The 12,490-nt window shown below is 65.5% G+C and carries 11 protein-coding genes and 1 tRNA gene; 7 read left to right on the forward strand and 5 right to left on the reverse strand.

Translation table 11 applies throughout. The features are described 5' to 3' along the window. Window positions 1–208: 208 nt before the first annotated feature. The 5 genes from AC3WJR_RS09475 to AC3WJR_RS09495 all read left to right on the forward strand — a co-directional run bounded on the left by AC3WJR_RS09475 (window position 209) and on the right by AC3WJR_RS09495 (window position 5,002). Complete coding sequence (locus AC3WJR_RS09475; RefSeq protein ID WP_492724487.1) at window positions 209–898, forward strand: endonuclease/exonuclease/phosphatase family protein; 690 nt, start codon at window positions 209–211, stop codon at window positions 896–898. Continuing rightward, entirely contained in the window at window positions 895–3,198 is a 2,304-nt protein-coding gene (locus AC3WJR_RS09480; protein WP_492724489.1) for a patatin-like protein, read from the forward strand. The genes AC3WJR_RS09475 and AC3WJR_RS09480 overlap by 4 nt, the downstream gene beginning before the upstream one ends. Window positions 3,199–3,237: 39 nt before the next feature. After that, on the forward strand, window positions 3,238–3,597 hold the full coding sequence (locus AC3WJR_RS09485) for a hypothetical protein (protein ID WP_492724491.1): 360 nt from the start codon (window positions 3,238–3,240) through the stop codon (window positions 3,595–3,597). After that, entirely contained in the window at window positions 3,594–4,268 is a 675-nt protein-coding gene (gene pyrF, locus AC3WJR_RS09490) for an orotidine-5'-phosphate decarboxylase (protein WP_492724493.1), read from the forward strand. Before AC3WJR_RS09485 ends, pyrF begins: the two co-directional genes overlap by 4 nt. A 95-nt stretch (window positions 4,269–4,363) precedes the next feature. Beyond that, the gene (locus AC3WJR_RS09495; RefSeq protein WP_492724495.1) at window positions 4,364–5,002 is read left to right on the forward strand and encodes a phosphoribosylanthranilate isomerase; all 639 of its coding nucleotides are present in this window, start codon (window positions 4,364–4,366) and stop codon (window positions 5,000–5,002) included. 82 nt (window positions 5,003–5,084) lie between these two features. Here the strand turns inward: AC3WJR_RS09495 and AC3WJR_RS09500 are convergent. Together AC3WJR_RS09500 and AC3WJR_RS09505 are read right to left on the reverse strand one after the other, a co-directional pair. After that, window positions 5,085–5,159 (reverse strand) — tRNA-Asn (locus AC3WJR_RS09500). 143 nt (window positions 5,160–5,302) lie between these two features. After that, on the reverse strand, window positions 5,303–5,884 hold the full coding sequence (locus AC3WJR_RS09505; protein WP_354284341.1) for a hypothetical protein: 582 nt from the start codon (window positions 5,882–5,884) through the stop codon (window positions 5,303–5,305). 236 nt (window positions 5,885–6,120) lie between these two features. Between AC3WJR_RS09505 and AC3WJR_RS09510 the strand changes: the two genes are divergently transcribed. Then, window positions 6,121–6,819 carry a CC0125/CC1285 family lipoprotein gene (locus AC3WJR_RS09510; RefSeq protein WP_492724497.1) on the forward strand — a complete coding sequence of 233 codons (699 nt, stop codon included), beginning with the start codon at window positions 6,121–6,123 and terminating at the stop codon, window positions 6,817–6,819. 312 nt (window positions 6,820–7,131) lie between these two features. Here the strand turns inward: AC3WJR_RS09510 and secA are convergent, their stop codons facing one another. Both secA and AC3WJR_RS09520 read right to left on the reverse strand, forming a co-directional pair. Continuing rightward, the gene (gene secA, locus AC3WJR_RS09515) at window positions 7,132–9,864 is read right to left on the reverse strand and encodes a preprotein translocase subunit SecA (RefSeq protein ID WP_492724499.1); all 2,733 of its coding nucleotides are present in this window, start codon (window positions 9,862–9,864) and stop codon (window positions 7,132–7,134) included. A gap of 96 nt (window positions 9,865–9,960) precedes the next feature. Further along, window positions 9,961–10,224, reverse strand: coding sequence for a hypothetical protein (locus AC3WJR_RS09520; protein WP_492724501.1), 264 nt, complete (start codon window positions 10,222–10,224; stop codon window positions 9,961–9,963). Window positions 10,225–10,741: 517 nt separating this feature from the next. On the opposite strand from AC3WJR_RS09520, the gene argJ reads away from it, so the two are divergent. After that, window positions 10,742–11,962, forward strand: a complete 1,221-nt coding sequence (gene argJ / locus AC3WJR_RS09525) for a bifunctional glutamate N-acetyltransferase/amino-acid acetyltransferase ArgJ (protein WP_492724503.1) — start codon at window positions 10,742–10,744, stop codon at window positions 11,960–11,962. A 191-nt stretch (window positions 11,963–12,153) separates the two neighbouring features. On the opposite strand, the gene trxA is transcribed toward argJ, so the two are convergent. Beyond that, window positions 12,154–12,477 carry a thioredoxin TrxA gene (gene trxA, locus AC3WJR_RS09530; protein ID WP_277968484.1) on the reverse strand — a complete coding sequence of 108 codons (324 nt, stop codon included), beginning with the start codon at window positions 12,475–12,477 and terminating at the stop codon, window positions 12,154–12,156. Between the last annotated feature and the right edge of the window lie 13 nt (window positions 12,478–12,490).

Consider the following 12,490-nt stretch of genomic DNA (forward strand, 5'->3'; position numbering starts at 1 on the left):
GTGCGTATTACGCCGCGTGTCGCAGACGTTACTTACGCTACAAAACCCACGGCAGTTTGTCGCGATTTGGGCGTCGCGTTGTCCCCCACTCGCAACGCGGCGGCTTGCCTCCCTTTGCCGCTCCGTTCGTCGCGCATCCCGTGGCGATGAACCGTACGATCGACCACTCACGATTGCATGACGACGCGATCCGCCCGATAGCGATCGGGTGATCAAGGTTGTCAGCTACAACATGCACAAGGGAGTCGGACTGGACCGACGCCGCGACCCGCGTCGCATTCTCGATGTGCTGTGCGAAATCGACGGGGATGTCATCGCGTTGCAGGAGGCGGATTTGCGCCACGGCACCCGCGCGGCGATCATCCCGCACCGGATGCTCGAGGACCATTCGCCCTGGCGCGCCGTCCGCCTGCATGATCGCCTCAGCATGGGGTGGCATGGCAATGCGCTGCTCGTCCGCAAGGACTGCACGATCCTTCGGCCAACCCAGCTGCATATTCCGACGCTGGAACCGCGCGGCGCGATCTGTGTGGATCTGACGGTCGATTCGAAACCGATCCGCGTCCTCGGCATGCATCTCGACCTGTCGGGCCTGTGGCGACGGCGTCAGGCGCGCGCGATCCTGACGCATGTCGAGGATTGTGCCCCGCCGATGCCCACGGTGATGATGGGGGACCTCAACGAATGGACCCCCAATGGCGGGTGCCTGCATGATTTCCGCCATTCGTTCGATATCGCGCCGACCGGACCCAGCTTCCACGCGCGCCGTGCGATCGGGCGGCTCGACCGGATCATGACGCGTGGCTTCCGGGTGGAGGCGTGCGGGGTCCACACCAGCCCGCTGGCGCGCAAGGCGTCCGACCACCTCCCGATCTGGGCACTGATCGAGCCGCAATGACCCGCCATAAGGAGCTGCGCCTAGCCCTAGTTTGCTACGGCGGCATCAGCCTCGCGGTCTATATGCACGGGATCACCAAGGAAATCTGGCGACTGGCGCGCGCGAGCCAGGCGTTCCACGCCGGGGCGTCGCCACCCGATGCGGACGCCGGCAGCGCGGGGATTTACCGCGCGCTGCTCGACGAGATCGAAGCCGAAACCGGCGTTCGGTTGCGCGTGCTGGTCGACATCATCGCGGGCGCGAGCGCAGGCGGCATCAACGGCGTCTTTCTCGGGCAGGCGATCAGCACGGGGCAAAGCCTCGAACCACTGACGCAACTGTGGCTCGATTCGGCGGATGTCGAAGCGCTGATCGACGAGCGACAGGCCCCCACGACGCGATTCTCGAAGGCCTGGGCGCTCCCGCTTGCCTGGGTCGCCGCGCGGAGCGCCGACGGGGTCGAGGCCACGGTCGAATCGGGCGCGCGCGACGAGGTGCGCGCGAAGCTGTCGCACTTCATTCGCTCGCGCTGGTTCGAGCCACCCTTTGGGGGCGAGCGGTTCACCGGTCTGATCCTCGACGCGCTGGAAGCAATGGCGGCGGCACCCCGCGCGCCGCGGCTGCTGCCGCCGGGCCAGCCGCTCGACCTGTTCGTCACCGTCACCGATTTCCGCGGCCACCCCGAACGCCTCACGCTGCACTCGCCCCCCGAAGTGGTCGAGACCGAACACCGCGTGGTGGTGCCCTTCTCCGACCACGGCGTTGCGTGCGAGACGCTTGCCGATCCGGCGGAGCTGGCGTTCGCGGCGCGCGCGACGTCCTGCTTTCCCGGCGCATTCCCGCCCTTCATGGTCGGCGAACTCGATCGCGTGCTCCAAGATCGCGCGACGACCTGGCCCGAGCGCGAGGCGTTCCTCAAACGTATCCTGCCGCGCCAATATGCCGCCAATGCCGCTGAGACCGCGGTGTTGATCGACGGGTCGGTGCTCAACAACGCCCCCTTCCGCCCCGCGATCGAGGCTTTGCGCGAACGCCCGGCGCAACGCCAGATCGACCGACGGTTCGTTTATATCGATCCGCACCCACGCGGCAGCTTTGGGTTCGGCACCGGCGGCGACAAGCCCCCCGGCTTCTTCCAGACGATCATCGGCGCAATGTCGGAACTGCCGCGCCAGCAACCGATCCGCGACAATCTGGAAGACATCGCGGACCGATCGCGCCGGATCGAGCGGATGCGGACGATCATCGCCGGGATCCGTCCAGAGGTCGAGAAACAGGTCGAGGGACTGTTCGGCTATACGCTGTTCCTGGATTCGCCGACCCCGGCACGCCTTGCGGCATGGCGGCAGCGCGCGCAGAATGCAGCGGCGAAAAGCTCGGGCTATGCCTATGCCGCCTACGGGCATCTGAAGCTGACCGGGGTGGTCGAGGCGATCACTGCGTTGCTCGACGGCGTGGGCGCTGAGGCAAAGCCGCATACGAGCGCGCACGTCCGCAATCGTATCGAAAGCGCGGTCGCGGCGCAGGGGTTCGACGATCCCAAGGGCGGTTTTGCGGGCGGGGTCGGCCAGACCACCATCGTCTTCCTGCGCACCTTCGATCTGGGATTCCGGTTACGCCGTCTGCGGTTGCTGGCGCGGCGGATCACCGAACTTGAGGGCAATCATCCCGAAACCGAACTCGGCCCGATCCGGGAGGCGGTTTATGCGAGCTTGTCCGATTATCTCGAATGCAAGCGGTCCGACCGGTATGCCGCGCTCCTGCCGGACGTCAGCGCGGTGGACGGTGACGCCGCGGCGTTGCTCGAGCGACTGGGCACGGCAATGCGCCTGCGCGATCTCGACACCGCGACCGACACAAGGCTGGCGGCGGCCTTTGCGGGCCTGTCGCGCGAAGTGAAGCGGCCGATCCTGCTGACGTATCTCGGCTTCCCTTATTATGACGTCGCCACCCTGCCGCTGTTGCAGGGAGAAGGCCTCGACGAGTTCGACCCGATCAAGGTCGACCGGATCGCCCCCGACGACGCGACGACGATCCGGTCGGGGGGTGCCGAGGCGACGTTGAAGGGCATCCAGTTCAACAGTTTCGGCGCGTTCTTCAGCCGCGCCTACCGTGAGAACGACTATCTGTGGGGGCGGCTGCATGGGGCCGAACGGATGATCGACATCGTACTGTCGACGCTCGACACCGACCAGCGGCTCAAGCCCGGTCGTACCGCAGCGATCAAACGCGCCGCCTTCCTCGCGATCCTCGACGAGGAGGCCGATCGGCTGACCGCAATTCCCGGCCTGTTCGAGACACTTCGTCGCGAAATCGGCTGACGCTGGTCAAGCCGCACGGTTTTGAGTAGCCTTGCCCCCATGCAATTCCTCAAGATCCTGTTCTGGTGCCTGCTCGCGTTCATCGCGGCGGTGTTCACCGTCGCCAACTGGACCAGCGTCGCGATTCGCCTGTGGGGCGGGATGGAAGCGCTGGTAAACTTGCCGCTGCTGCTGCTCATCACGTTCCTCGCCGGATTGCTGCCGACGCTGGCCTGGCATTCGACGCTGCGCTGGCGGCTCCGCACGCGACTGGCGACCGCGGAACGCACGCTCGCCGACATGCGCGCGGCAATGGCGCCACCCGTGCCGCCTGCCCCTGCCCCCAATTTGCTGCCGGATTCGCCGCCAATGCCCGCCGAACCCGTTCAGACCACCCCCGCCAGCGGAGCGTTGTTGTGAGTAACCGCCTGTACGTCGCCCTCGACACGCCCGATCTCGCCAAGGCCCATGCGATGGCGGAGCGCGTTCGCCATCATGTCGGCGGGATCAAGCTCGGGCTCGAATTCTTCTTGGCAAACGGTCAGGCGGGGGTGCGCAGCATGGCGGGAGTCGGCCTGCCGATCTTCCTCGACCTCAAGCTGCACGACATTCCCAATACCGTCGCCAAGGCGATCATGGCGTTGCACGGGATCGAGCCAGCGATCCTGACGGTGCACGCCGCGGGCGGCCGCGCGATGCTGGAGGATGCCAAGGCAGCCGCGCCGGTCGGGACCAAGGTCGTCGCGGTGACCACGCTGACCAGCCTCGATGCCGCCGATCTCGCCACGATCGGGGTTCCCGGCACGCCGCACGACCAGGTCCTGCGGCTGACCGAGCTTGCGCGCGAGTCGGGGATCGACGGGGTCGTGTGTTCGGGTGCCGAAGTGGCGGCGGCGCACGCCTTGTGGCCCAAAGGCTTCTTCGTCGTCCCGGGGGTCCGTCCGCTCGACGGCGCGCTGGGCGACCAGAAGCGTGTCGTGACGCCGCGTGCGGCGATCGATGCGGGGGCGTCGGTGCTGGTCGTCGGTCGCCCGATCACCCAGGCCGAAAACCCCGACCTGGCGGCCCGTGCGATCGAAGCCACGCTTTAAGGTGAGTCGGCGCGCGACCGAACGCTTGTTCGGCGCGCATTAAGTCCTTCGTGATAACGCTTGCGTGCCTAACGACGAGCGCCGAGGACTCTTGCATGCCTGTTACCGCCAAAATCTGCGGGCTATCCACGCCCGAAACACTCGACTGTGCCATTGCCGGGGGCGCGAGCCATGTCGGGCTGGTGTTCTTCCCGCCCTCCCCCCGCCATGTCGGGCGCGACCGTGCCGCGCAGCTTGCAGCGCGCGTTCCGTCGCACGTTGCACGCGTCGGCGTGTTCGTGAACCCTGATGATGCGATGCTCGACGCAGCGATCGACGTCGGTCGTCTGCAAGTCCTTCAACTCCACCAGACCTCGCCCGAACGCGCCGCCGCGATCAAGGCGCGAACCGGAATCGAGCTATGGGCGGCGGTGGCGGTGCGGACACGCGCCGATCTCGCCGAGGCATTGCCCTATCAGGGTGTCGCAGACCGAATCCTGTACGATGCCAAGACGCCCCCTGGCGCTGCCCTGCCCGGTGGGATGGGCGTACGCTTCGACTGGACGCTGCTGCACGGTTACCGCCATGCGCAGCCCTGGGCGCTCTCCGGCGGCCTGGACGCGGTCAATGTCGGCGATGCTGTGCGGACGACAGGTGCGACGCTGGTGGACGTATCGTCGGGGCTGGAAAGCGCGCCGGGGATCAAGGACGTTACCAAGATCACCGCATTCCTAGGCGCGGTCGCCGCCTGCTGAGGCGATCGCATCGCTAGGTACCGTTGGTGGATTGGGGTCCGACCTTGCACGCTGTGCAACGGTCGGATCGTCCGACGAGAAGTGGCTCCCTGAGTAGGATTCGAACCTACGGCCGCTCGATTAACAGTCGAGAGCTCTACCGCTGAGCTATCAGGGAACATCGCGGAGGCGCGCCTATAGCAACGGGTTGCGCGGCAATGCAAGCGCCGTGACGCAGGTTTTTTAGATTACTGAAAAAACGGCGGATTTCCGCCGTTTTCTAATCGGACGATCGCTGCGCGACCGAATCGTTGCGTCGGCTCAGAACTTCATGCCCACCACGAGGTTGGCGATCGGGTTGAGCCCCCCGCGGCGTTCGCCCAGCGCGCGATAGGAGCGCGGGAGGTCGGCATTCGCCGCACCGACCAGCGTCCCCATCTCGACCCCGAACAGCGCGTTCTTGTATTTGCCGCTATACCCCACCGTCGCGGCAGGCGTACGCCGGTTGAAGCCGGTGCGCACGCCGCTGCTGGTGCCCGGCAGACGCGGTATATAGAGTAGCCCGCCGGTCGCCTTCTCGGCGTCACGGACGAAGTTGGCGACCGAGAAGAACTTCATCCCGCCCGACAGGTGCAGCCCGCTGCCGTGGAACGGATAATAGTCGATCATCGAACTCGCGAACCGGTGCTGCATCGCGCCGTCCGGGCCGAGCAGCGTATCGGTCACCGCCGCAGACGTCACCATCGCCAGCCTGACGCGGAAATCGGGCGTCACCTTGGCTTCGACCGGGGTCAGCTTGCCGAGCGCCGACGGAACCGGGTCGGGCAACATCGCCCCGGGATCGGCATGCGCCGCCCGCGCCAGAGTCGCCCCGACGATCAAGCTCGCTGCCGTCAATGCCACGATTCGCATCGAAACCCCCAATACGCTTCGCCAACGCCCACTTCGCAACATAAGCGCATGTCAGGCGTTCGCGCGATTACATAATGTCGTACATAGGCCCAAAACGGTAATACATTCGTTGACGCCTGTGGAGCAATTCGTCGCGCGTCAGTCTCCGTTCATCTACAGGCGCTTATGCGCAGCAAGATCGGACCGAGAACCCGGAGCCTTGCATCGGGTCGATCGTTCTGCGCTTCATGGCCTCGACGGCACGGCTCGCCGCACAGACCAGTTCACTGGAGACCGAAATGCCCAAGTTCCCGCCCAACTTCCGCCGATCCGCGCTCATCGTGGCGCTTGCGGCATCCACCCTGCTGACGGCCTGCGCATCCGAATCGACCTATCGTCCGGCGGTTGGCCGCGGTTTTGCCCGGTCTGGCTACACCGACCGCCAGATCGAGGACAACCGCTTCCAGGTCAGCTTCTCGGGCAACAGCTACACCTCGCGCGACACGGTCGAGAAGTACCTGCTGTTCCGCGCCGCCGAGCTGACCGTCCAGCGCGGTTTCGATTATTTCGTCTTCGCCGACCGTAACGTCGACAAGAGCACGCGAACCTACGCCACGCCGGGGATCGGCGGCTTCGGCGGCGGGTATGGCGGCCTCGGCTACGGCGGCGGGTTTGGTGGCGGGTTCGGCTATGGCGGCGGCTTCGGCGGCGGCTATTGGGGTCCGAGCTGGCGCTACCGCGGTCGCGGCTTCGGCTGGCGCTCGTGGGATCCCTTCATCGGTGATCCGTTCTTCGATCGCGGGATCGATATCAACACGATCGACAAGTATGAAGCGAACGCCGAGATCGTCGTCGGCAAGGGCCCCAAGCCCAAGGACAACATCCGCGCGTTCGACGCGCGCGAGGTGCTCCGCAACCTCGGGCCAAGCATCGTCACGCCGAAGTAACGGCTACCGATCAGCGGCATCAAAAAGCCCCCCTCCGCAGGCCGGAAGGGGGGCTTTTTTTGCGTCTGCGGTTTCTGCGGACGCGGTGGTGGAGGCCCCCGCCCCCACATTCCGTCATTCCCGCGAAGGCATGGCCTCAGCGAAGCCAATGCTGTTCTCCCGCGAAAGCGGGGGTCCAAGAGTCACAAGAACTGCAAACCGTTGGTCTGAATGACTCTGGATTCCCGCCTTCGCGGGAAAACAGAAATGACCACTCCGTAACCCATCGTCCGCAGAGGTCGCCTCCGCGGGGATGAAGTTAGCGGCGGGGGATCACACCGCGCCGTGGCAGTGCTTGTATTTGTTCCCCGACCCGCACGGGCACGGCGCATTGCGGCTGACGTTGCCGGCCCACTCCGACGGATCTTGGCCGAGTTCCTTGCCCTCCGGCCGCGGGATCGACAGCGGCGGCAGGCGCGTGGTGATCAGGCCGCTGGCACCATCCTGGTCGTAGGTATCGTCGTCGCCGGTGAACGGGTCGAAATGGCTGGTGATGAAGTCCGGCAAGGTCGGCAGCGACGGGGTCGGCTCGACGTTGAACTCAGCGAAAGCGATCGTGCGAGTCACGTCCTCGCGGATGTTGGTCAGCATCCGTTCGAACAGCGAGAACGCCTCCTGCTTATACTCGTTGATCGGCGTCTTCTGCGCATAGGCGCGCAGGTGGACGACCTGCCGCAGAGCGTCGAGCGTGGCCAGATGCTCCTTCCAGTGATGATCGAGGTTCTGCAGCAGGATCGACTTCTCGACCCGTACCCACGTCTCGGGATCGAGCGACTCGGCCTTTTCACGGACCAGATCGTCGGCCTGCGTGCGGACGCGTTCCTCGATGATCTCGGGGTCAATCGCCTCTTCCTCGAGCCATGCCTCGATCTGCGGTTCGAGGTTGAGCGTTGTCGCGAGCTGCTCCTTCATCCCCGCGATATCCCACTGCTCGGGATAGGTGCCGGGAGGGCATGCCGCGCCGACGATGCCGTTGACCGTCTCAGACCGCATATCCTCGACCACGTCTCCGACGGTCGATGCGTCCATGATGTCGCTGCGCTGCTCGTAGATGACCTTGCGCTGGTCGTTCATCACGTCGTCATATTCGACGACCTGCTTGCGGATGTCGTAGTTGCGCGCCTCGACCTTCTTCTGCGCGGTCTCGATCGCCTTGGACAGCCACTTGCTGCCGATCGCCTCGCCGTCGCCGATGTTCGAGCGCATCATCTTGGCGAACAAAGTGTCCGGCCCGAAGATACGCAGCAGATCGTCGTCCAAGCTGAGGTAAAAGCGCGAGAGCCCCGGATCGCCCTGACGCCCCGAACGCCCGCGCAACTGATTGTCGATACGACGGCTCTCGTGCCGCTCGGTGCCGAGCACGAACAGCCCGCCCGCCGCGAGCACTTCGGCCTTCTCGACCGCGATCTCCTGTTTGATCCGCGCAACCGCCGCCTCGCGCTCGGGGCCCTCGGCCATCGCCGACAGCTCGTCGTTGACGCGGAACTCGAGATTGCCGCCGAGCTGAATGTCGGTGCCGCGGCCCGCCATGTTGGTCGCGATCGTCACGACGCTCTTGCGCCCAGCCTGCGCGACGATGTGCGCCTCGCGCTCATGCTGGCGTGCGTTGAGCACCTCATGCTTCACGCCTTCCTGCACCAGGAATTCGCTGAGCAATTCGGACTTCTCGATCGACACGGTGCCGACCAGCACCGGCTGGCCGAGATCGGCGTGATGCTTGATCTTCTTGGCGATCGCGCGGAATTTGTCCGCGGTGTCCTTGTAGAATTCGTCTTCCTCGTCGACGCGCTGGACCGGCACGTGCGTCGGGATCGTCACCACGTTCATCTTGTAGATGTCGTAGAATTCCGCCGCCTCGGTCGCCGCCGTCCCGGTCATGCCGGCAAGCTTCGGATACATGCGGAAATAGTTCTGGAAGGTGATCGATGCCATCGTCTGGTTCTCGGGCTCGATCTCGACGCCTTCCTTGGCTTCGATCGCCTGATGCAGACCGTCCGACCAGCGGCGGCCGTCCATCATGCGGCCGGTGAACTCATCGATGATGATGACCTTGCCGTCCTTGACGATGTAGTCGATGTCCGCCCGGAACATCATGTTCGCGCGCAGCGCCTGGTTGGTGTGGTGCACCACCTGCGTGTTCTCGAAATCGTACAGGTTCGCGCCCTCGAGCAGCCCTGCGGTCTCGAGCAGCCGCTCGATGTTCTCGGTGCCGTCCTCGGTCAGGATGATCGATTTCTGCTTTTCGTCCTTCTCGTAATCGGTCGGCTGGAGCTGCTTCACGATCAGGTCGACCGAACGATACAGGTCGGACTTGTCGTCGGTCGGGCCGGAGATGATCAGCGGCGTGCGCGCTTCATCGATCAGCACCGAATCGACCTCGTCGACGATCGCCATCGCGAACGGGCGCTGGACCATCGATTCGCGCTCATACTTCATGTTGTCGCGCAGGTAATCGAAGCCGAACTCGTTGTTCGTGCCGTAGGTGATGTCCGCGGCATAGGCGTCGAGCCGCTGCTGGTCGGACAGGTTGGGGATGATCACGCCGACCGTCATGCCGAGGAAGTTGTAGACCTGCGCCATCCAGCCCGCGTCGCGCGCCGCCAGATAGTCGTTGACGGTGATGACGTGGACGCCCTTGCCCGGCAGCGCGTTGAGATAGGTCGCAAGCGTCGCGACGAGCGTCTTGCCCTCGCCGGTGCGCATCTCGGCGATCTCGCCGCGGTGTAGCACGATGCCGCCGATCAGCTGGACGTCGTAATGCCGCTGCCCGAGCGCGCGCTTGGCGGCTTCGCGCACGGTGGCGAACGCTTCTGGCAGCAGCGCGTCGAGGTCTTCGCCCGCCGTCAGCCGTTCGCGAAAGCGCGCGGTCTGGCCTGACAGTTCCTCGTCGGACATGGCGGAGATGGTCGGTTCGAACCCGTTGATCTTCGCAACGACCGCGCCGAGCGACTTGACGTAACGGTCGTTGGACGAGCCGAAGAGCGATTTGGCAATGCCGCCGAACATGGGCAATTCCTGTATTTTCAAAGAGGATGAGCGGCGCGCTACACGCGGCCACCGAAAGATGTCGTTAAGAAGGGCAGCGCGGCAGGCGCCACCGGATCAAGCCCGCGGGCGATCCAGGTACAGGCGCGACGCTGCAATCACCGGCAGGGTAAGACTGCTGACCGAGAAGACCGGCGTTTCCATGAAGCCACCGGCGAGATGCAGATGGCCCGCCACACGCAGCACCCGCGCGGGGAGCGCGACCTGTGCACGAGCCGCCGCGACCGACTGGCATTCAACCTGCACGTCCGGCGCGCGAACGCCCGTCACCACGCCGGTCAGCGCAGAAAGGATCGCAGAAAAGAACAACAGCCATTCCATGGGTATTTGGGCATGTAATGGCTGCGACGCACTTCGTCTATCGGCAAACACCACTCGTCGTGGGGGGCTGTTCGTGCGGAGAGGGCCCTTCGACTTCGCTCAGGGCGAACGGAGAACTTCGCCCAATGCGAACGGGGAGGACGGTTTCGACGAGCAACCCGCGCCCGAAAGGTTGAACAAAGGAACTGGCCTGAATTCCGTTCGTGCTGAGCGAAGTCGAAGCACCGCCCCACGCGAGACGCACGAAACCGCGCGCTCCCCTTCCTGGAAGGGGGTGGGGTGGGTAGCCCGGAGGCGGGTGCTACGCGCTCCCCACACCGACCCACCCCCGCCCCCTCCCTTCCAGGGAGGGGAGAGAGAAACGTCCCGCAAGTTCCTCCCCTCCCTAGAAGGGAGGGGCTGGGGGTGGGTGGGCCTGAGGCAGGTGCTGCACTCTCCCCCACCGCCCCCGCCCTTCCAAGGAGAGCAACAGGAGCCACTGCTTGAGACGCGGTAGCGATCTGCTACAGCCGCGCACATGGACCGCTCCCCGCTCGCTCGCCCCTTCCCCGCCCTGCCCGCGATCGCCGGGGTCACGCCGCGTGTCGCGCGCGCCGGGTATAAGCCGTGGGAGCGCAACGACCTCACCTTCATCACGCTCGACCCCGGCACGACCGTCGCGGGCGTGCTGACGCAAAGCAAATGCCCCTCGCCCGAAGTCGAATGGTGCCGCGCTGCGCTGATCCTCGGCGAAGCGCGCGCGGTCGTCGTCAACGCAGGCAACGCCAACGCCTTCACCGGCGGGCGCGGACGCGCTGCGGTCGAGGCGATCGCCGCCAAGGTCGCGGGCGCGCTCGCCTGCCGCCCGTCCGACGTGTTCGTTTCCTCGACCGGGGTAATCGGCGTGCCGTTGCCGATCGACAAGGCCGAGGCCGGGCTCGACGCGGTCTTCGCGGCCGCGCCCTGTTCGTGGGAGGACGCGACCAACACGATCGGCACGACCGATACCTTCGCCAAGGGTGCGATGGCGACCGCCGTCATTGGCGGGCGCACGGTCACGCTGGTCGGGATCATCAAGGGCTCGGGGATGATCGCGCCGGACATGGCGACGATGCTCGGCTATATCTTCACCGACGCCGCGGTTTCAGCCGAGTTCCTCCAGGCGACGCTCAGCGAAGCCAATCGCGCGACCTTCTCGTGCATCACCGTCGACAGCGACACCTCGACCAGCGACAGTGTGCTGGCCTTCGCAACCGGCAAGGCGGGCAACGCCGCGCTGACCGCCGCCGAGGACGATGGCGCGGACGCGTTCCGCGCGGCGCTCGGCGACCTGTGCCGCCAGCTCGCACATCTTGTCGTCCGCGACGGCGAAGGCGCGACCAAATTCATCGAAGTCGCGGTGACCGGCGCGGAAAGCGACCGCAGCGCGCACCGCATTGCGCTGAGCATCGCCAACTCGCCGCTGGTGAAAACTGCAATCGCTGGCGAGGACGCCAATTGGGGCCGCGTCGTGATGGCGGTCGGCAAGGCGGGCGAACCTGCCGAGCGCGACCTGCTCGCGATCCGCTTCGGGGATACGCAGGTGGCGCGCGAGGGGCTGGCGGTGACCGGCTATGACGAGACGCCGGTCGCGGCGCATCTCAAGGGCCAGGACATCGAGATCGGGGTCGATCTCGGGCTCGGCGACGGCGCGGCGACGGTGTGGACCTGCGATCTGACGCACGGGTATATTTCGATCAACGCGGATTATCGGAGCTGAGGAAGGCATCGCCCTGCGAGAACGCTACCCCGGCGAAGGCCGGGGCCCAGTAGCGGAGGTTTCTCCAACTGAGCGCAGCGTTCGGCAACTCAGGTTTCGCTACTGGGCCCCGGCCTTCGCCGGGGAAGCGCAACGGTAGGGTGCAATCAAGAAAAAGGCCCCCGGATCATTCGATCCGGAGGCCAATCACCTTAAGCCAGCTCACCCTCAAGCCAGGACTTCAACTTGCTCTTCGGCTCAGCCCCGACCTTGGTCGCCGCCGGCTGCCCGTTCTTGAACAGGATCATCGTCGGGATCCCGCGGACGCCATACTTGCCCGGCGCGTCGGGGTTCTCGTCGATGTTGAGCTTGGCGATCGTCACCTGCTCGCCCAATTCCTCGGAAATTTCCTCGAGGCTCGGTCCGATCATCTTGCACGGGCCGCACCATTCCGCCCAGAAATCGACCAGCACCGCGCCCTGCGCATTGGTGACGTCGGCATCCCAGCTTGCGTCGGTGATCTTCTTGGTCGGCATGTCTGTCTCCTTG

It is taken from the genome of Sphingomonas sp. FW306-05-A (genome assembly GCF_058782275.1).

Coding starts and splice junctions, on each gene's coding strand:
- AC3WJR_RS09480 (WP_492724489.1), top strand. CDS start 895: ATGACCCGCCATAAGGAGCTGCGCCTAGCCCTAGTTTGCTACGGCGGC.
- AC3WJR_RS09485 (WP_492724491.1), top strand. CDS start 3,238: ATGCAATTCCTCAAGATCCTGTTCTGGTGCCTGCTCGCGTTCATCGCG.
- AC3WJR_RS09495 (WP_492724495.1), top strand. CDS start 4,364: ATGCCTGTTACCGCCAAAATCTGCGGGCTATCCACGCCCGAAACACTC.
- AC3WJR_RS09510 (WP_492724497.1), top strand. CDS start 6,121: ATGGCCTCGACGGCACGGCTCGCCGCACAGACCAGTTCACTGGAGACC.
- secA (WP_492724499.1), bottom strand. CDS start 9,864: ATGTTCGGCGGCATTGCCAAATCGCTCTTCGGCTCGTCCAACGACCGT.
- AC3WJR_RS09520 (WP_492724501.1), bottom strand. CDS start 10,224: ATGGAATGGCTGTTGTTCTTTTCTGCGATCCTTTCTGCGCTGACCGGC.
- argJ (WP_492724503.1), top strand. CDS start 10,742: ATGGACCGCTCCCCGCTCGCTCGCCCCTTCCCCGCCCTGCCCGCGATC.
- trxA (WP_277968484.1), bottom strand. CDS start 12,477: ATGCCGACCAAGAAGATCACCGACGCAAGCTGGGATGCCGACGTCACC.